The sequence below is a fragment of the Flavobacterium sp. YO64 genome (genome assembly GCF_004119505.1).
Lineage (GTDB): Bacteria > Bacteroidota > Bacteroidia > Flavobacteriales > Flavobacteriaceae > Flavobacterium > Flavobacterium oncorhynchi.
In genome coordinates, this window is record NZ_NRQV01000004.1 from 176199 (window position 1) to 196576 (window position 20378).

The 20378-nt window shown below is 32.9% G+C and carries 18 protein-coding genes and 1 riboswitch; of the genes, 1 reads left to right on the forward strand and 17 read right to left on the reverse strand.

Annotated elements, in window-relative coordinates:
* Nucleotides 1–132: 132 nt before the first annotated feature.
* From BOW57_RS04495 to BOW57_RS04510, 4 genes are all read right to left on the reverse strand, one after another.
* Nucleotides 133–1377, reverse strand: coding sequence for a sulfate adenylyltransferase subunit 1 (locus tag BOW57_RS04495; protein WP_129053185.1), 1245 nt, complete (start codon nucleotides 1375–1377; stop codon nucleotides 133–135).
* Nucleotides 1378–1519: 142 nt separating this feature from the next.
* The gene (gene cysD / locus BOW57_RS04500; RefSeq protein ID WP_305775275.1) at nucleotides 1520–2437 is read right to left on the reverse strand and encodes a sulfate adenylyltransferase subunit CysD; all 918 of its coding nucleotides are present in this window, start codon (nucleotides 2435–2437) and stop codon (nucleotides 1520–1522) included.
* A gap of 112 nt (nucleotides 2438–2549) precedes the next feature.
* A complete protein-coding gene (locus BOW57_RS04505) occupies nucleotides 2550–3260 on the reverse strand; it encodes a phosphoadenylyl-sulfate reductase (RefSeq protein ID WP_129053186.1) in 711 nt (236 codons plus the stop codon).
* Between the two features lie 27 nt (nucleotides 3261–3287).
* Nucleotides 3288–4190, reverse strand: a complete 903-nt coding sequence (locus BOW57_RS04510; RefSeq protein WP_129023101.1) for a sulfite exporter TauE/SafE family protein — start codon at nucleotides 4188–4190, stop codon at nucleotides 3288–3290.
* A 303-nt stretch (nucleotides 4191–4493) separates the two neighbouring features.
* Here BOW57_RS04510 and BOW57_RS04515 point away from each other — a divergent pair, with 303 nt between their 5' ends.
* A complete protein-coding gene (locus BOW57_RS04515) occupies nucleotides 4494–5276 on the forward strand; it encodes a sulfite exporter TauE/SafE family protein (RefSeq protein WP_129053187.1) in 783 nt (260 codons plus the stop codon).
* Nucleotides 5277–5350: 74 nt separating this feature from the next.
* Here the strand turns inward: BOW57_RS04515 and BOW57_RS04520 are convergent, their stop codons facing one another.
* The 13 genes from BOW57_RS04520 to BOW57_RS04580 form a co-directional block, all read right to left on the reverse strand.
* Nucleotides 5351–5761 (reverse strand): Rrf2 family transcriptional regulator, encoded by a 411-nt coding sequence (locus BOW57_RS04520; protein ID WP_089052586.1) that lies wholly within the window; start codon nucleotides 5759–5761, stop codon nucleotides 5351–5353.
* 143 nt (nucleotides 5762–5904) lie between these two features.
* Nucleotides 5905–6411, reverse strand: a complete 507-nt coding sequence (locus BOW57_RS04525; RefSeq protein ID WP_129053188.1) for an RDD family protein — start codon at nucleotides 6409–6411, stop codon at nucleotides 5905–5907.
* A gap of 162 nt (nucleotides 6412–6573) precedes the next feature.
* Nucleotides 6574–7746, reverse strand: a complete 1173-nt coding sequence (locus BOW57_RS04530) for a PLP-dependent aspartate aminotransferase family protein (RefSeq protein ID WP_129053189.1) — start codon at nucleotides 7744–7746, stop codon at nucleotides 6574–6576.
* Between the two features lie 145 nt (nucleotides 7747–7891).
* Entirely contained in the window at nucleotides 7892–8317 is a 426-nt protein-coding gene (locus BOW57_RS04535; protein WP_089052583.1) for an OsmC family protein, read from the reverse strand.
* 15 nt (nucleotides 8318–8332) lie between these two features.
* Nucleotides 8333–8992, reverse strand: coding sequence for a DUF3592 domain-containing protein (locus BOW57_RS04540; protein ID WP_129053190.1), 660 nt, complete (start codon nucleotides 8990–8992; stop codon nucleotides 8333–8335).
* A 30-nt stretch (nucleotides 8993–9022) separates the two neighbouring features.
* Nucleotides 9023–9580 carry a hypothetical protein gene (locus BOW57_RS04545; RefSeq protein WP_129053191.1) on the reverse strand — a complete coding sequence of 186 codons (558 nt, stop codon included), beginning with the start codon at nucleotides 9578–9580 and terminating at the stop codon, nucleotides 9023–9025.
* A 60-nt stretch (nucleotides 9581–9640) separates the two neighbouring features.
* The gene (gene thrA, locus BOW57_RS04550; protein WP_129053192.1) at nucleotides 9641–12055 is read right to left on the reverse strand and encodes a bifunctional aspartate kinase/homoserine dehydrogenase I; all 2415 of its coding nucleotides are present in this window, start codon (nucleotides 12053–12055) and stop codon (nucleotides 9641–9643) included.
* A 1-nt stretch (nucleotide 12056) separates the two neighbouring features.
* The gene (locus tag BOW57_RS04555) at nucleotides 12057–13040 is read right to left on the reverse strand and encodes an alpha/beta fold hydrolase (protein WP_241687379.1); all 984 of its coding nucleotides are present in this window, start codon (nucleotides 13038–13040) and stop codon (nucleotides 12057–12059) included.
* A 76-nt stretch (nucleotides 13041–13116) separates the two neighbouring features.
* Nucleotides 13117–13225: riboswitch (SAM riboswitch) on the reverse strand.
* A gap of 187 nt (nucleotides 13226–13412) precedes the next feature.
* Nucleotides 13413–13607 (reverse strand): hypothetical protein, encoded by a 195-nt coding sequence (locus tag BOW57_RS04560; protein WP_089052578.1) that lies wholly within the window; start codon nucleotides 13605–13607, stop codon nucleotides 13413–13415.
* 589 nt (nucleotides 13608–14196) lie between these two features.
* Nucleotides 14197–15285 (reverse strand): aspartate kinase, encoded by a 1089-nt coding sequence (locus BOW57_RS04565; RefSeq protein ID WP_129053194.1) that lies wholly within the window; start codon nucleotides 15283–15285, stop codon nucleotides 14197–14199.
* Between the two features lie 104 nt (nucleotides 15286–15389).
* Nucleotides 15390–16694, reverse strand: a complete 1305-nt coding sequence (locus tag BOW57_RS04570) for an O-acetylhomoserine aminocarboxypropyltransferase/cysteine synthase family protein (RefSeq protein ID WP_089052577.1) — start codon at nucleotides 16692–16694, stop codon at nucleotides 15390–15392.
* Nucleotides 16695–16760: 66 nt separating this feature from the next.
* Nucleotides 16761–16943: a hypothetical protein gene (locus tag BOW57_RS04575; RefSeq protein ID WP_129053195.1), complete on the reverse strand. Its 183-nt coding sequence runs from the start codon at nucleotides 16941–16943 to the stop codon at nucleotides 16761–16763.
* A 452-nt stretch (nucleotides 16944–17395) separates the two neighbouring features.
* A complete protein-coding gene (locus BOW57_RS04580) occupies nucleotides 17396–20242 on the reverse strand; it encodes a TonB-dependent siderophore receptor (RefSeq protein WP_129053196.1) in 2847 nt (948 codons plus the stop codon).
* Nucleotides 20243–20378 lie beyond the last annotated feature (136 nt).

The following is a 20378-nucleotide window of genomic DNA, read 5'->3' on the forward strand; positions in this document are numbered from 1 at the left end:
GGCTCTAAGCTTTTTAAACTTTGTGTTTTTCTTGCTTTTGGCTTTAGGCAATAAGCGATAAGCTTTCTTGCGAGCCTTTTTATACATTTTTGCAAAAAGCTTAAAGCCTATAGCTTAAAGCTTACAGCAGGTTTACCTAATAAATCCTACTCCTGCTGTTGTGTTAGTTGCTGTATCAATTAAGATAAAAGCTCCGTTTGATTTGTTTTCGTTGTATGAATCAAAGTATAACGGTTTGCTTAATTTGATCGTTACTTCTCCAATTTCGTTAATTGCTAATTGTGAAGCCTCTGTCGTTCCTGAGTAATCTGTTGCAATTGTATTTTTGATGCTTTCTACTTTTGCTAAAACTCTATTTGTATTGTGTTGTACCAAATATTTAGTTCCTGGAACCAGTTTTTTACTGTCCATCCAACAAACTGTTGTCGTGATATCTTTTTCAATTTTTGGAAGTTCATCTGATTTTACAATCATGTCGCCTCTCGTAACATTGATATCATTTTCTAATTCGATTGTGATTGATGAACCTGCAACGGCTTCGTCGAATGTTTTATCAAAAAAGTGAATCTTAGATACTTTTGATTCTGTTAAAGAAGGGAGAACCGTTACGGCATCACCAACTTTGATTGAGTTTCCGTATAATTTTCCAGCGTAACCTCTAAAATCGTGGTATTCTTCTGTTTTTGGACGAATCACAGTCTGAACTGGGAAACGTGCTTTTCCTGCTTCAAAAACATCAGAAGCATGCAATCCTTCTAAATGTTCCAATACGGTTTGCCCATCGTACCAAGGCATATTTTCTGATTGATCAACCACATTTCCACCGTTGATTGCACTTAACGGAATGTAACTTACGTTTTGTTCCTTGAAAGTACTTTTTGCATTTAATGCCTGAAAATCAGCTTTGATTTTATTGAAAACTTCTTCTGAATAATCAACCAAATCCATTTTATTAATCGCAACAATTACTTCTTTTACTCTCAATAAATTATTGATAAAAAAGTGACGGTATGTTTGCTCAATTACTCCTTTTCTAGCGTCAATCAAAATGATCGAAACCTGAGAAGTCGAAGCTCCTGTAACCATGTTTCTGGTATATTCTACGTGACCCGGAGTATCGGCAATAATGTAACTTTTCTTTGCAGTCGAAAAATAAATATGCGCAACATCAATCGTAATTCCTTGTTCTCTTTCTGCTACTAATCCGTCAGTTGCCAAAGAAAAATCAAGGTAATCGTATCCTTTTTGTTTACTGCTTTTTTCGATTGCTTCTATTTTATCAGTTGTCAACGATTTTGTGTCGTACAATAATCTTCCGATCAAAGTACTTTTTCCGTCATCTACACTTCCTGCTGTTGCTATTTTTAAAACGTCCATCTTATATATTGTTTCAGGTTTATTTTTTTGTTTCAGGTTTCAAGTTTCATGTTGCTAACCTTTGAACTAAAATTTAAATCTGCATGTTTTTGTTTTCTTGATTCTACTTTTTAATTATCAATTGTTAATTATTAATTATCAATTAAAAATAACCTTGTTGTTTTCTCTTTTCCATTGCGGCTTCAGAACGTTTATCATCGATTCTGGCACCTCTTTCAGAGATTGTTGATTCTCTGATTTCGCCTACAACTTCTTCGATTGTTGCTGCGTAAGATTCAACTGCTGCGGTACAACTCATATCTCCAACGGTTCTGAAGCGAACAATTCTTTCTTCGATTTGTTCGTCTTCTTCTTGGTACACAAAAGGAGAATGCGACCAGATTAAACCGTCTCTCAAAAAAACTTTTCTTTTATGTGAAAAATAGATTGACGGAATCTCGATATTTTCTTTTTCGATATAACTCCAAACATCTAATTCTGTCCAGTTTGAAATTGGGAAAACACGAACGTTTTGTCCATTTTCGATTTTTCCATTTAAAATATCAAACAATTCAGGTCTTTGATTTTTTTCGTCCCATTGTCCAAAATCATCACGAACCGAGAAAATACGTTCTTTCGCTCTTGCTTTTTCCTCATCACGACGTGCGCCGCCAATACAAGCATCAAACTTAAATTCTTCAATTGCATCCAAAAGTGTTGTTGTCTGCAAGCTATTTCTACTAGAATATTTTCCAGTTTCTTCCACCACTTTTCCTTCATCAATAGCATCCTGAACATTACGAACGATCAACTCTAAACCTAATTCTTCTACCAATTTATCTCTGAAAGCAATGGTTTCAGGGAAATTGTGTCCCGTATCAACATGCAATAGAGGAAACGGAATCTTAGCAGGGAAAAAAGCTTTTTGCGCTAAACGCACTAATGTGATAGAATCTTTTCCTCCTGAGAAAAGTAAAACCGGTTTGTCAAACTGTGAAATTACTTCTCTGAAAATGTATATCGCTTCACTCTCTAAAGCGTTTGTTTTTAATACTGAACTCATTGTTTTTTTGTTTGATATTTTTTTAGTTTCAAGTTTTAGGTTTTAAGTTGTGAGTTATTCTAAAACTTTATACTATTTATTCTATTTTCTATTCTCTTGCCTCTAACTTCTTGCTTCTAGAAATCTCGACTTACTCTTTCTTAGCACTATGCAAACCACACTCTTTATGGCTCGATTCCCAATACCACCTTCCTGCTCTAATATCTTCTCCTGGAAAAATTGCTCTGGTGCAAGGAGCGCATCCAATACTTACGAAACCTTGTTTGTGCAATACATTTTGCGGAACATTGTTTTCAGATAAATACGTTTCAACTTCTTCTAAAGTCCATTTTAGTAACGGATTAAATTTGATTATTTCGAAGTTTCCATCATATTCAAACAAATGCAAATCTTGTCTGTTTTCTGATTGTTCGGCTCTTAATCCAGTAATCCAAACTGAATTTCCCGCTAAAGCTTTTCTTAATGGAACCACTTTTCGAATAAAACAACATTCTTTTCGGTTTTCAACTGAATCGTAAAAGCTGTTTGGTCCTTTTTCTTTTAGTAAATTTTCCACCGCTGTTGCTTCTGGAAAATAAACCTCAATAGGTCTTTTATACTTTTTTAATGTTTTGTGAAAAACGTCGTAAGTTTCCTGAAACAGTCTTCCTGTGTCTAAAGTAAAAACAGTGATATCAGTATTGCTTTTTGCAATGAAGTCTGTAATCACCTGATCTTCCTGACCAAAAGAGGTCGAAAAAATTACTTTCCCCGGAAACTCTTTTGCTAAAAAAACTAAGGTTTCATCAAGTGAAAAATCTTTAGTTTTCTCTAATAATTCTTGTACAATAATCGCACTCATAATCTCTCTTCCTTTCTAAAATTATTTTTACAATAATTTAGATAATGTTTTTAAACTCAATACTATAATTAGAACTCCAACCGCAACCATCATTGGTTTTCTTTTGATTTTATTTACCAAATATGCGGCTAATGGCGCTGAAATAACTCCTCCTAAAATCAATCCGATTATAACCTGCCAGCCGTGGATTCCTCCAAAAAGCATAAACGTAATACCACTTGCAAATGAAATCGCAAACTCAGCTGCATTTACTGAACCAATTGTATATCTTGGATTTCTTCCTCTTCCTAATAAGGTTGAAGTTACAATTGGTCCCCAGCCTCCGCCGCCAACTGAATCCATAAAACCTCCGAAAACAGCTAAATAACCCAGTTTTTTAGTTTTCTTTTTTACAATACTTTTCTTCAAGGCTTTTTTAATAATAATGACCGCCAAAACAATCATGTATACTGCAATAAATGGTTTAATAATATCTCCATTAATAACATCTGACAACAAATAAGCTCCTGTTATTGAACCTAAAACCCCTGGAATCAATAAATGTTTAACTAACTTTTTATTGATATTTCCAAATCTGTGATGTGAAAGAGCAGAAGCTCCCGTTGTAAACATTTCAGATACGTGAACCGCAGTACTGCTCACAACCGGCGGAACTCCATAGGCTAATAAAAACGACGTTGAAGTCGCTCCATATCCCATTCCTAAAGTACCGTCAACCAATTGAGCAAAAACTCCAATCGCAAAAAACACTAAAAATTCCTGATTGAATCCTGCAATAAAAGCATCTACAGAAAAATCAGCATAATGATTATAAATCAATGTTGATAATAAACCTACTAATAAAACTACTGGTATTACAATCCAAAGCTTTTCTTTTAATGAAGCTTCAGACTTCACATCAATACTATTTATTTTCAGTTCTTTCTCCATATTAATACTATTTGATTTATTATCAAACCTATTACCCTATCGGGTTAATAGATTACTTTGCAAAAATACTACTTATTTCTAAAAATCAAAACAATATTTTATTTTTTTTAAAGCTCTAATTATCTACAAATTACTGCTATAACCTTTCAATAAATTAATTTAACAAATAAAATCAAAACGCATCGTATTTAAACAACATCTCTCTTGAAAAGATTTGTTTTTTAAATACATTTTTTAATCTCTACAATATCTATAGGATAATTATAAAATTGTTGTTACTTTAGCGCCAAATTTTTTTTAGTTATGGATTTTCAAATAGGCCTTGTAATTGCAGGTTTAGTCGTTGGCTTTATTGTAGGACTAACTGGCGTTGGGGGCGGCTCTTTAATGACTCCAATTTTATTATACTTTGGCATTCCGCCAACTAAGGCCGTTGGAACCGATTTGCTCTACGCTGCTTTTACAAAAGCCGGCGGTATATTTGTTCACAACAAAAAAGGCAATATCAACTGGAAAATTACTGGCTGGCTCACTTTAGGAAGTGTTCCCGCTGCTTTAGTAACTTTATGGATATTAAACAGCATTAAAACAGATATTGAAACTATCAATCGCGTTATTAAATATAGTTTAGGCTGGGCATTATTGTTTACTTCAATTGCTATTATATTCAAAAAGAAACTTTTAAATTTCTCTCAAAAACATGCGGGAGATAAATTTCACAGCGAAAGCACTACTCAAAACATGCTTACGATTGGCATCGGAATATTATTAGGCGCCACCGTAACTTTAACTTCTATTGGAGCTGGTGCGTTAGGAACTGTAACTTTATTTTTCCTTTATCCGCTCTTGCCAACACCTCGTTTGGTAGGAACCGAAATTGCGCATGCTGTCCCTTTAACACTTGTTGCGGGTCTTGGTCATGCTTCGATGGGAAATTTAGATTTAGCTTTATTAGGTCAATTATTATTAGGATCGCTTCCAGGTATATATGTAGGAAGCAGTCTAAGCGGAAAAGTTCCTGATGCATTTCTTAGAAATTCGATCGCCGTAATGCTTTTCCTTGCTGGATATAAACTTATTTTTTAGAGATCATAGTATTACAATAAAAAATGACCATTTCAGAAATATGAAATGGTCATTTTTATTTTTAAAACAAATCATTAAAATGCAATATCGGCTAATGAATTACTTTCTAATATTTTGAGTGTATTATCTCTAACCTCGGTCATTAAACGTCGTGCGGCACAAGAATCTTCATCATCGCAATCGTCACATTTTTCATAAAAATTATGGCTCGCACATGGCAGCAATGCAATTGGACCTTCAAGAATACGGTACACTTTTGCCATACTAATATCTTTCGGATCTTTGATTAAATAATAACCTCCGCCTTTTCCTTTTTTTGCCCCTAAGAAACCTGAATTTCTAAGAAGCAATAAAATACTTTCTAGAAATTTAATCGAAATATGTTCGCTTTTCGCAATTTCGGCGATTTGTACAGGTTCGTTATTCTCGCGTCTGGCCAAATAAGTTAAAGCTTTAATTCCGTATTTTGTTTTCTTTGAAAGCATTTTTATATTTTAGATTGTAGACTGCTGTTTTTTAGATTCTCACTAAAATAAACAATCTTCATAGTTTTTCTGCAACAAAAATAGACTTTTTGAACGAGATTACTAACAGAATAAAAAACTATATTCTACCAAAACAGTATAGTTTATTGATTTACTTCTTGAACTCCTATTAAATTGAATTCATGAAATGATTTCACTTCTTCATCTAGTGCTTTTTTACTTACAACATAGGTTCCAGATATTGAATCATGCCATCCTCGAGAACCTCCTAAAAAAGTAAGTGCATCAAAAGGAATTAAACGGCAAAAACTTCTTTTTACAATAGTTCCAAAATCAGGTTTCTGACCATTTTCATCCACAACAATACTTCCTGTAATATATTTTCCTATTGTTCTGCCTAATAATCCTTCCATGGCAACATAATAAATTAACGAGACGATAATTGCAATAAGATTCCATCCTAAATCACCTAAACCATTCATCCAATCTGACAGTGCGGTAACATCAAGTAAGGCTGAAAGAACACCTATTACTGCTCCAATAAGGATTAAAATGACAAAAAAAGCAAAAAGGTCAATTATATAATGTAAAAAACGTGCTCCAGCTGACACCAATAATTTATCATCTAAAACGTAAGTAGAATTGCTCATGTGTAATGTGGCTTAGTAGTTGATTATTAATAACTTTTGATTTTGTAATTAACAAAAATATACTTTTTACCGACATCACAAAAAAAAGAAAGACCATTTTTTAACAGTAATTAATTTACAGTTAAAAAATGGTCTTTCTTTTTGTATTCTAAAATCTAGATTTTAGTCAAGCGCTTGCTTTAAATCGGCAATTACATCTTCTACGGTTTCTAAACCTACAGAAACACGTACTAAACCTTGCGTAATTCCAACTGCTAATTGATCTGCTTCAGATAATTTGCTGTGCGTTGTTGATGCTGGATGTGTTACAATTGATCTAGTATCTCCAATATTAGCTGATAATGAACAAAGTTTTATTGAATTCAGAAATTTTCTTCCCGCTTCAATTCCGCCTTTAATTTCAAATGCAATAATATTCCCGCCCGCTTTCATTTGCTTTTTTGCAATTTCGTATTGCGGATGCGATTTCAAGAATGGGTATTTTACGCTATTTACATTTGGATGACTTTCTAAAAACTCTGCTACTTTTAATGCATTTTCGCAGTGTCTGTCTACACGAACTGCCAATGTTTCTAAACTTTTTGAAAGAACCCATGCATTAAACGGTGATAATGCCGGCCCTGTATTTCTTGAAAACAAATAAATCTGTCTGATTAAATCTTCATTTCCAACCGTAATTCCGCCTAAAACACGTCCTTGTCCGTCAATTAATTTTGTAGCAGAATGTATTACCAAATGTGCTCCAAATTTAATTGGCTGCTGTAAATATGGCGTTGCAAAACAGTTGTCGATAATTAAAATCAGATTGTGTTTTTTTGCAATATCACCCAACAATTGTAAATCAATTACATCAACTCCAGGATTTGTTGGCGACTCTGCGTATAATATTTTTGTATTTGGCTTAATGAAACTTTCAATTGTTTCCGGCTTATTGATTTCAAAATACGATGTTTCAATATTCCATTTTGGAAAATAAGTCATAAACAAAGCGTGAGTAGATCCAAAAACGCTGCTTGCAGAAACAATATGATCGCCTGAATTTAATAATGCTGCAAAAGTTGAATAAACTGCTGCCATTCCAGTTGCGAATGCATAACCAGATTCAGCACCTTCCATTTTGCAAATTTTCTCTACAAACTCTGTAGTATTCGGGTTGCTGAAACGGCTGTAAATATTTCTTTCTTTTTCTTCTGTAAAAGAAGCTCTCATATCTTCGGCATCTTCAAATACAAAGCTTGACGATAAGTATAATGGCACCGAATGCTCTAGATACTGAGATCTTTCTAATTGTGTTCTTATGGCTTGTGTTTCAAAACCAAATTCTTCTGTATTCATTGTGTGTTGTTTTTTGTTTTTTTTGTTTCAAGTTTCAGGTTTCAAGTTTTAAGTTTTAAAAACTGAAATCTAAACTAAAAACAAGTCAACTATTTATGCGCAATCTGAGCATTTTCTAATTATCTAATTGACTAATTATCTAATTTTATAAAGCCTCGTTGTTTAAAACGACTTTGTATTTGATTGTTGCTGTTGGCTCAACTGTTTTAGCAACCGAACAGTATTTCTCGAAAGAAAGCTGTGCCGCTTTTTTAGCTTTTTCAGGATTGATATCGCCTTCTAAATAAAAAACCACATCAATTTCTTTAAAAGGCTTTGCTTCGCCAATTTGCACGCGCTCACCTTCAACCTCAGCATTAAAAGATGTAATTTCCTGACGCTGCTTTTTTAGAATCGAAATCATATCAATCGCACTGCATCCGGCAACGCCCATTAAAACTAATTCCATTGGACTAGCTCCTAAATCGCTTCCGCCAAATTCGGCTCTGCTGTCAACATCAACTACATGACCTCTTTCATTTTTTAATTTAAAATGAAACGCGTCGTTTACTCTGTTTAACGTAACTTTCATGGTATTTTTCTTTTTTTATTCTATATCAAAATCAATATTTCTTGCTTCTAAAACATTGATTTTACTTTCTATATCTATATGAAAACAATTGCTAAATAAAATCGCAAAACCTACTATCCATATTATAAAAATAATCCAAGTAGCTTCTTTTGCTGTAAATCTGGGTTCATTATTTTCATCAACACCTTTTATTACAAAAGGAAGTATGCCTAAAACTACAATAAATGAATTCCATAATATTGTAAAAATTAATAAACCAGTAATTGAATCATTCATTCCTGGAACGATCACGCTTTCTTCGTTATTTGAAGGATTCACGTAAACCAAGACTTTTTTACTGTTTTCTAATTTAGAATACAATCCGTCATGATCATCAATATTGTTCATCCCATAACCAAATGCAATTCTATTTCCTGAATACTTTTTCCCTTCAATAACATAAAGGTACCTAACAATAACTTCATACGATACTGTACCTTTATTCGAATGGGAAGTAATATTTGTTTTTTCAATATTGGCAGAAACTGGAATCCATCCTTTAGCTTGTACAGCTTTAAAAATATTATACGAACTAAACAATAAAGTTCCCAATCCTATCAATAGAAAAGGAATAATGAATATTAATCCACAACCCCAATTTTTTAAAAACTTTTTAATATTTATTAAATTTAATATTTACGCCTAAAAACAAATAGAGATCTTAAATCACTTGTCTCTTTTATCTAATTTACTCCAATATTCTAATACCTGTTTTTTAGAATCTGCATCTAATGATTTAAAATTATCCGAGAATTTATCCGTCTTAAAATCATCCGAAATATTGGATTCAATGGTATAGAATTGATCTTTTTGCGAAAAAATCAAATGAACCGACTGCTGTTTGAAAGCGGCGTCATACAATCCGTAAATAAAAAGAGCGTCAACACTTTTATCTTTATTATAATCACCAAAAGCTTTTCGGCTTCCCCAAGCTGAAATGATTCCGCTGTGATTAACTTCAAGAATAGCTTTTACAATCCATTTATCATTGACTTTTGTAAATCTTTGAAAATACATTTTGTCAGGATTGGCATTTTTTTCAATTTTCGAAAAAATGAAAACATTGTCTTCCTTTCCCACAACACTAACTTCATCTATTTGAATTGCCCGAACTCCTTTGTAAGGAAAAATTTCTTGTGTATAACTGTCTTTATTTCTGATAACATTAGAAATCTGAGCGGTCAAAATATTTGAGAAAAGCAGTAAAATCAGTAATTTTTTCATTCAATAAATGTACATTAATTGGCTTTTAATAAATCTAAAATCTGCAACTCTAAAATCAAATTATCCTTTATCAGACAATCTCAAAATATCTCCAAAAACTCCTCTCGCTGTCACTGCAGAACCTGCACCGGCTCCTTGAATAACTATTGGACGATCTCCGTATGATTCTGTATAAATTTCGAAGAAAGAATCTGAACCTTTCAATCCGCCTAAAGCTGTATCTGAAGGAACCGAAACTAGTTTTACTTCTAGGTTTCCTTTATCATTTTGCAAATCTCCAGACAATTCACCAATGTATCTTAATACATGATTTGGCTTCTGATCGGCTTTTATTTTGTCGTAAATTGGATCAAATTCTTTTAGTTTCGTTAAGAAATCAGCAACATTTCCTTCGCGTAAATGTTCTGGTATTAAATTTTGAATTGCGATTTCTTCGAACTCATTTTGTAAATCTAATTCTCTTGCCAAGATCAACAATTTTCTTCCTACATCATTTCCGCATAAATCTTCACGCGGATCTGGTTCTGTATATCCGTTATCAATTGCTTCTTTCAGAATTTCGCTGAACGGAACATCTTTAGCAGAGAAATTATTAAATAAATAACTTAATGTTCCTGAGAAAACTCCTTTTATTTTTGTGATATTTTCTCCAGAAAGGTGCAATAATTTAATCGTATCAATTAATGGTAATCCTGCACCAACATTGGTTTCATACAAATAATTCTTTTGATTTTCAGTTAGCGCTTTTCTTAGTTCTTTATAAAAACCATAGCTCAATGTATTAGCCACTTTATTAGACGAAATTAAATCGAAACTGTTTTCTACAAGCGGAATATAATTTTCGACAAAACTCGCACTTGCAGTATTATCGATTGCAATTAGATTCTCTAAATGATGCTCATTTGCATAAGTGATAATATCGTTTATGGTGTAGTTTTCTCCTTTTGTCTGAATTTCATTTTTCCAGTCTGAATTTACGCCATTTTTATTTAAAAGCACTTTCTTAGAATTTGCAATTGCAAAAACGTTCAATTTAACATCTTTGCGCTTTTCGATTGCTGATGCCGATTCTAAAATTTGATTGATTAAAGTTCCGCCAACTAAACCGTGACCGATAATTGCAATATTGATTTTTTTAGAAACTCCAAAAATCTCACCATGAATTACGTTCAACGCTTTATTAAGTTCTGATTTTTTGACAACCAAACTTACGTTTTTACCTGTAACGGTATTGTTGAACAATATTGGAACTATTTTGTTTTTTATTAAAGCAGTGTAAGGTTTGTGAAAAGTACTTAAGTCCTGCCCGATAATCGAAATTACCGAAACATTACCTGTTACTGTAATCTGATTTACATCTTTTGAATAAAAGTCGTTTTCGAATTCTTTTTCTAATTCAACTACAGCAGTTGTAGCTTTATCAGTAGCAACAACAAGTCCAATTCCTCTTTCTGAAGATCCTTGCGAAATAATGCTGACGCTGATATTATGATCGCCCATTACTTTAAAAATTCTGGCATCAACTCCAGATTTCCCAAGTAATCCACGTCCTTCAAGATTTACTAACGAAACGTTTTCTAAAACTGAAAGTGTTTTAATTCCTTCTTTGGCAGAATCTGAAGTAATTAATGTTCCGCGATTTTCATGATTGAAGGTATTTAAAATACGAAGCGGAATATTTTTTTCTAATAATGGAATAATCGTTTTGGCATGCAGAATAGTGGCTCCAAAATTTGCCAGCTCATTTGCTTCGTTAAACGATAAATATTCTATTTTCTTAGCATCCGCAACTAAATCTGGATTTGCTGTGTAAATACCGTCTACGTGCGTGAAATTTTGAAGTTCTTCGGCATTTAGGTAGTTTGCAATTAATGAAGCAGTGTAATTGCTTCCGTTTCTTCCTAAAGTTGTTGTGTCGTTATTGTTGTTTGAACCTATGAATCCTGTTACAATATTAACAGTTGAACCATTATGCTCTTTAAAGTAATTGATTACGTTTTTCTTTGAAAGCTGCTCTAAAGGCTGAGCATCTCCAAATTTTGAATCGGTTTTAAGCAAATCTCTCGTATCAACGAAGTTGGCTGGAATTCCTTTTTCAAGCAAAATAGCCGTCAATAATTTAGCCGAAAGCAATTCTCCTTTTGACAAAATTTGATCTTTAATTTTTTTGCTGTAATCACCAATTAAGCTTACGCCTTCAAAAAGCTTATCTAAAACATTAAACTCTTCAGATAAATCTACTTGCGGATAATCTGAGATTTGATATTTTTTAAAATTCTCTAATAGTTCTTTATAACTTCCGTTTTTGGCCGCGATGCTTAAAATAAATTCCAACTCGTCTGTTGCGTTTCCACGAGCCGATACCACTACAGCAATATTTTCGCCTTGATTTACTTTATCCGAAATGATTGAAACAACTTTATTAAGTCCTTCTCCGTTTGATAATGATTTACCTCCAAATTTTAATACTTTCATTTTATTTTGCTATTGTTTCTGCCTTAAAAATATCGGCAAGTAAATGATCTAATTGTTTGTACTCTATTAAAAAAGCGTCATGTCCGTGAACAGAATCTATTTCGCTGTAGGTGACATTTTCTTTAAACTTTTTTAATTCATTATAAGTTTCCAGATTTTCTTTTGGTGTAAAAAACAAATCTGAATTGATGGCTACGATATGAATCGCTGCTTTAGTTTTAGACATTAAAGTTTCGAAATCTTCGCTGTCTCTTGTAATATCGATGGTTTTAAGCAGCTGATTCATCAATTTATAAGATGCCAATTGAAAACGCTGCTGTAGTTTTTTACCATGATGTGCCAGCCAGCTTTCTATATTAAAAATCAAGAGATCTTGATTGATGGTGCGTTGAAACTTTTCTTTGAATGATTCTGGAGAGCGGTAACACAACATTGCATGAATTCTTGCATCTTCTATGGGTTTTGAAGAATTGTTCAGGATTTGCTCTTGCAGATAGCAATTGGCGATCATCCAGTCTGTCGATTTCCAATCAGTTGCTATCGGAATTAAATGTTCTGTGATATTTGGTTCTAAAGCCAAAATTTCCCAGGCAATTCCTCCTCCAACAGAACCGCCTATTATTGTAAATACCTGTTCAATATTTAGAGCTTCAAGTCCTTTTATAAAAATGCGGGCAATATCTCTAGTAGTAAAATCTTGATAATTTTCGATTATAAACGAATCATTTCCGTTTCCTGGAACATTAAAGGCCAGAACGGTGTACTTGTTGGTGTCGATTGTTTTTTCTTCACCCACTAAATCATTCCACCATCCATTTTCTCCTGTAACCTGTGCATTTCCTGTTAAGGCATGATTTACCATAACAATCGGTGCGGTATGCAAAGGTCTTCCAGAAAGCGTAAAGCTTAATGGTAAGGATGAATAAAGTACACCACTTTCTGTGATGAAATCTTGAATTATAATGGGATTGGGTCTATTTTCCAATTTCAAATCTTTTTATTTTGATTTGTATGTGGAAATATTAGAAAGAAAGTCTAGAATGAAACTAGAAAAATTCTTGTTGTTATCTTTCCACGTTTGGGCGTGGTAGAATGCAGCACCTTCTTCGATTTAACGAAGGGTTGCTAAGGATTCATCGGGTCTAATCCCTCGTCCTTTCTTTATAACATTTTCAATACGTTTTTGAACTTAAAGGTGCAAATTAACTACTAATTTCTTAAACAAGCAAATTTTATCGAAATTGATTCTGCAATTTCTTAAACATAATTCAATAAAACTATTGTACGCAAAAAATTACCGAACAAACTGCCCAGTAAGTTTATGCAGGTTTTACCCTATTTTATAACACTTTTTGATTTAGATAAAAAGCGTTTCATTTTCTTTTGAATACATCAAAAACAATAATGAGTTCGGATCCTTTTTCTCCGTTTTTTTATCTGTCTCGTTTATACCGAATCTTGGGTGTACCAATTCATTTGTCGGCGGCGGCAAATTGTTTCTTTTTGTTCTTATGCTTTTCAACGTTCTTGTTAAGTAGTTTAATGTGCTCATGATATTTAAGTTTAAGTTAGTTTGCGTTTTATAATCTTTACTTTTTCTTTAATTCTTTGTTATGGTAACCAAATGGAATAAAAAAACCCTTTTGGGTTTTTAATACCAAAAGGGTTTAAGTTTTATTAGAACTTATATATACTTTTAGTATCAACAGACGCATACACAAATACGTGCGACATTAAACATCTTGTTCATCTGTAGTGACTTATTCATTTGCGATTTGACTGTTATTTTAAAAAATTCTTGCATTTGTTTGTTTTTATAAGCTTCTCGAAACTGCTGAAAATACTTCTATTGATTTTAAAATTTATTCAGCGGTTTTAACCGATGTGCATAACTATTAATTAGATTGCTAACTTATTGTATTTGATAGTATTTAGGGTCTTACAAATGTGCGAATATTTTTTCAATATCACAAGCATTTCAAAAGAAAAAAGTCTTAAAAAACGTTAAAAAACAACCTTTTATCGTTAAAAAACACCCTACAAAATTGCGTTTTCATTATTTACAGGTTTAATCTTACAAAAATTTAACTAACTTTTCCGTTTCAATCTATCAAAGAACTATTTTCTAACATTAACTTCACTTACAACCAAACGGCTTCTTTGTTTTTAATTTTCTCAGATACTTTCAAAATATCTGTAATTATACCTCTGGAAATTGCCTGTCTGCATGGCGCTGCACTTTGTATTACAATTGGGGTATTTGAATAGGATTCTGTATAAATTTCGAAAATAGTATCAGAACCTTTTAACTGTCCTATTGCAGATGTTATTGGTTCTGAAATTAATTTTACTTCTAATATGTTTTTCTCAACATCATATTCTCCAACATATCGCAAAACATGATTTTCTGCCTGAGCAATTTTTTCTATTCTAAACGATTTGTCAATTGCTTCTCTATTAAGAACTCCATTTTTCTCTAAATGCTCTTCTTTTATAAGGGAATCAATCTTTATGTCTGAGAGTTCAAATTCTTTTCCTATTTCTCTAGTTAAAATCAACAGCTTTCCTGCCGTATCATTTCCTGATAGATTTTCTTTAAAAGTAGAACGCATTAATCCTAGTAAGCCTGCATCTTTTAAAATAGAAGAGAATGAATTGTCTTCTGTCGAAAATCTATTAAATACATAACTGAGGTTATCTGAAAATACGCCTCGAATTTTGGTGATTTTTTCTCCTGAATAATAAAGATCTCTTAATGTTTGTAAAACCGGAAAACCAGTATCTACTGAGGTTTCATATAAAAACTCTTTATCATACTTTTTAAGATTTTCTCTAATTTGTTTGTAAAGGTCTATTGAGAGCGTATTTGCTTTTTTATTTACTGCAACAATATTAAATCCGTTTTCGATCAATGTATTATAATGACCAATAAGTTCATCGCTTGCTGTTGCATCTACTGCAATTAAATTCTCAAATTCATTTTCCTTGGCAAATTCGACAATATCTTCAACTCTAAAAGGAACTGCCAATTCTCTAAAATTGGTTTCCCAAGCATATCCAACGCCTTCTTTCTCGAAAAAGGCAACTGTAGAATTGGTAATAATTGGAAAATGAAAATCGATATTTTTACTCTGAAGAAAAAACTCCTGACTTTCTATAATCTGATTGATTAAAGTGCTTCCTATATTTCCTATTCCAAATAGAATAATATTTATTTTAAGCTTTGACATAATTTTTAGTGTTTTAAAACTATAATGAGATTTTATTATAAAAAATCACCTCTAGCAGAACTCACGCTGCTAAAGGCAATTTTTCAAACAAAAAACAAAAAAACCTAATTTTTACTGATATTGTATTGCGTTTTAGCTACGTTTTCAAAAACCGATTTTAAATCGGCAATCAAATCCTCAATATCTTCTATTCCAACAGAAAGTCGGATTAAATCTTTTGAAACTCCAGTCGATAATTGATCTTCTTCAGACAATTGCTGGTGTGTTGTGCTTGCAGGATGAATAATCAATGATTTTGTGTCACCAATATTTGCCAAAAGCGAGAACAGTTTCGTTTCGTCAACTACTTTTTTCGCCGCTTCAAAACCTCCTTTTAATCCAAAAGTAACAACACCGCTTTGTCCTTGTGGTAAATACTGTTGTGATAAATCATAATATTTACTTGATTTTAAACCTGGATAATTTACCCACACAACCTCATCTTGTTTTTCTAACCATTCAGCTAGAGCCAAAGCATTTTCGCTGTGTTTTTTAATTCGAATTGGCAGCGTTTCTAATCCTTGAATAATTTGAAAGGCATTGAACGGACTCAAAGCTGCTCCAAAATCACGTAATCCTTCGATTCTTGCCTTTGCAATAAAAGCTGCATTTCCTAAGGCTTCGTGATATACAAGTCCGTGGTATCCAGCAGAAGGCTCTGTAAATTCAGGAAATTTTCCGTTAGACCAATCAAAAGTTCCGGCATCAATAATAGCACCGCCTAATGAAGTTCCGTTTCCGGCAATATATTTTGTCAGGGAATGAATCACAATGTTTGCTCCATGCGCAATTGGATTCAATAAATAAGGTGTAGCAACTGTATTGTCTACGATAAATGGAACTTTGAAGTTTTTGGCTTCGACCGAAATTCCTTTTAAATCTAAAACATCTAATTTTGGATTTCCAAGAGATTCTACAAAAAATGCTCTTGTATTTTCTTTAGCTGCTTTTGTAAAGTTTTCTGGTTTTGAAGGATCTACAAAAGTTGTTGTAATTCCTAAACGCGGTAATGTTACACTTAATAAATTATAAGTTCCACCATACAAACTATTTGAAGCTACAATATGATCGCCTGCTTTTAGCAATGTTAACAAGGCTGTAGAAATTGCTGATGCTCCCGAAGCTGTTACTACAGCTCCAATTCCGCCTTCAAGTGTCGCTAAACGCTGCTCTAAAACATCGTTTGTTGGGTTGTTTAATCTTGTATAGATAAATCCTGCTTCGGCAAGACCAAATAAATTGGCAGCATGATCTGAATTATTAAATACGTATGATGATGTTTGATAAATAGGAACTGCTCTTGTTCCTGCGTTTTTAGTAACATCGTGTCCTGCGTGTAATGCGTTTGTTGCAAATTTTTGTGTACTCATGATTTCTTAGTTTTTTAGGTATTGTTAATACTATTATATATTGTTATTTGATTTTGAAATTGTAATTTAAATAAAAAGATCTTCATCTTCTAGATCATACATTTGAAACAGCAGCGATTTTTGATTTTTTATATTCTGCTCTGTATTTATTCTTACAACTTCTTTTGTTATGTCTTCTGATATGCTATTGTTATTTTGAGAATCGTTTCTCAATAAATATTCTATTGCGATTGAATTTAGTGTTTTCATAATTTTAATTTTAAATGTGTGAATTAAAAAAAAGCCCTTTCGGATGGCGACCAAAAGGGCTAATAGTTCTAACTATAACAAAGATTTTATCTTTCACTTTTGGCAACAGCAAGTTGGGATGCACATTTGCATCATTCTACAACACATCATATTTTTTCTTGCTATTGTTTTCATTTTAATTAAAATTTAAGTCTTATTTTAAATTCTACTAATTCGATAGAGTAAATGTAATAAGTATTTATTTAACTACCAAATTAAAAATTGATATTTTGTATATTTTTTTCTTCTAACACTGAAAATCAAATAATCACCATTAAAAATCAAGATTAAAAAGTTTAGCCACTCGCGATAGATATCGGGATAACAGATTACAAAGATTCAAAAAAATCAATGCTAATTCAGTTAATCCGTATATCCCGATAGCTATCGAGAGCAGCCGACTCTTTCAACTTTTAAAATTTAAAGCTCAAACGAGCAAAACCAAACCTGCCGTTTAATCCAAATTGAGATACTGCTCTTGAGTATGCAAATTGATTTGCGTTGCTCAAATCTGTGCTTGGCGCAGGCGACAATGTTGGAGTTGTATTTGTAAATGCAGGAGTTGCAGGATTATTTCTATCTGGATAAACATCTCCTATATTATTAAAGCCAATTGTTGCTCTAAAATGTTCATTGATTTGATATCCTAAAGATAAGTCTGTAACAAGTTTTGCACTATATTCTGGATGTTCGTATACTGATGAAAATCCGTCTAAGTTTACATCTGTTGCTCCTGGATCTGTAACTTTTCCAAAATAGCTGTTTCTTAAATAAATATCTAATTTCTTAATACTGAATGTTGTCATTAAATTTGCTTTCAACTTCGGAATTGCTTCTTCTAAATAAATTCTACTTGATTCAGGAAAAAATGAATATTTGTAAGGCTCTCCTCCAGCATCAATAATAGACTGCGGTACATTTAAATCTCCAACTCTCTTGGTTTCATTATAACTTAATGCTAAGTCATTTCGAATGATGAAATCCTGAATTACATCATATTTTTGAGAAATTACTAAATCAATTCCTTTCGTTTCAGAGTCAATTCCGTTTGTCCAAAACGAAGCTCTTTCTACACCTTTAAGGTCAAACGCTTGTTGAAACAATGTCAAGGCGTCTTTTTGACTTTGTGAAGTTGCCGCATTTATCTGCGCATCTGTTGGTCTTGCATATTGTCCTGACAATACAACTCGGTCATTAATTCTGGTAAAGTAAGCATCTGTTGCAATTGTAATATTTGCTGCAGGAATTTTAAATGTAAATCCTGTACTGATGCTTTTTGATTTTTCTGGTTTCAAATTTTCAACTCCAATGCTTTTTGCAGCCTGTGAATCATTTGTAAAATAACCTACTTGATATGGTGAGCCATTAATAAATTGTGTTGAACTTGATTCAAAATATTTTTGCTGTAATGAAGGCGCTCTAAAACCAGTTTGTCCAGAAATTCTCCAATTTATGTTTTCATTTAATTTTAAAAGAGACGCTAATTTAAAAGTAACCGTACTTCCAAAATCTGAATAGTTCTCATAACGTGCCGCTCCGTTTACAAGCCATTTTTCTGTAGCATTCAATTCTAAATCTATGTAAGCTGCTCCACTTTTTCTATCTCTTTCTTTAGCATCTGAAGGTTGAAATCCAGAAAATCCTTGTGCTCCAGCACCGCGTTTGTTGCCAAAAAAGTCAGTAACGATTAAAGGTGAATTACTTGGAAGAATTCCAGAAACTACATTTCCGTTTACATCATACAATCCGTATGAAGCTTCTTCACCTTGTTTAATTTGGTAATTTTCATATCTAAACTCTCCGCCAAAAGCGACATTCAAACCTGCTAGAACATCATACTTTCTACTAAAATCTAAATTCGTTGTACTTTGTAAAAATGAAACTTTACCTGCATCAAAACTAAATGGTGAATTGGTTCCTAAAGTTGCATTAATAGTATTGTTTACATCATACTTAAAAGAGTTTGTTCCAATGTTTGAACTCAAATCTGTATCAAAACCAAATAATTCTGTAGTAACACCTACCGCAGCCGAAGCATCTAGAATGTCTGATTCTATCTCAGGCAAGAATCCATTTTGGTATACTTGTGTAAATGTTCCTGAACCATTTGGAAGTCTATTAAAAGCATACGATTTACCATTTCTATATGAGATACCACCAAATGAATACAAAGATGTGATTTCACTTAAAGGATATTTTGCATTATAATATGCTTGTCCTGACGCTAATTCTGACTGACCAACACTCATATTATAGTCACTTCTTTGCTGACCTCTGTATGCCAATTCATTATTAGTTACATCAAAATTAAGCGCCGTCTGCATTTGCGTAAGCGTTGACGCCGAAGCAATAGCACTTTGCTGTGCCGGCGTAAAATAACTTATTTGCGGCGCATATTGTTTTAATGATGTTAAGATTTGCGCTGAATTTGGAGTTGTATTTATATTACTAAACAGCGAGTTAATTTCAACACCGTTTTGTGCTGCTCTGTTCTCTACAGCATTATAAGCATTAAAAATAGCATTACTTCTAATTCCTGCTCGGCTTGTTGCTTGCCTAGTCACAGCTGTTCCAGTAATATTTAAGAAACTTCCAGGTTTTCCTAAAGAAGTTCCATAATTTAAGTCAACCTGTGCAGTTTGTCCGTCAGCACCGCCTTTAAAGTTGTTAGATCCTGACGATAAATTTGCACCGTACTGAATACCACCTGATAAATAATTGGCATTCTTTTTAAGCACTATATTAATTACTCCGGCAATAGCATCCGAACCGTATTGAGCTGCCGCACCATCTCTTAAAACTTCAATTCTTTCGATTGCAAAAGACGGAATTGCATTTAAATCGGTTCCTACTGAACCTCTTCCTGGTGATCCGTTTATATTTACTAAAGCACTTGTATGTCTTCGTTTTCCATTTACCAAGATTAAAACCTGATCTGGTCCTAAACCTCTTAATTGAGCAGGATCAACGTGATCTGTTGCATCTGCTGTAGATGTTGCATTACTAGTAAACGATGGTGCAACATAATTTAATATTTGAGTTACGCTGGTTTGCGGCGCACCTTTTGTTATTTCTGATATGTTAAAAACATCAACCGGAACCGGCACATCTGTTTTAACTCTATTTTTACTTCTTGAACCAATAATAGTAACTTCTGACAATTCGTTGTTTTTCAAGCTATCCTGCTCTTTTTTATTTTCCTGAGCATGAATGCCTGAAAAAGTCAGCAGACCTAAGGCGATTAATACATTTTTTTTCATTGTTTTTCTGATTAATTAGTGTTTTGTTTGGTTTTTAAAAAGAATTACAGTCGTTCTTGTGCAAAAAAAAACCTCTGCAATCTGCAGAGGTTCTATGTATATATTTTTGAAAAAAAAACTACAATAGTATCTCTGC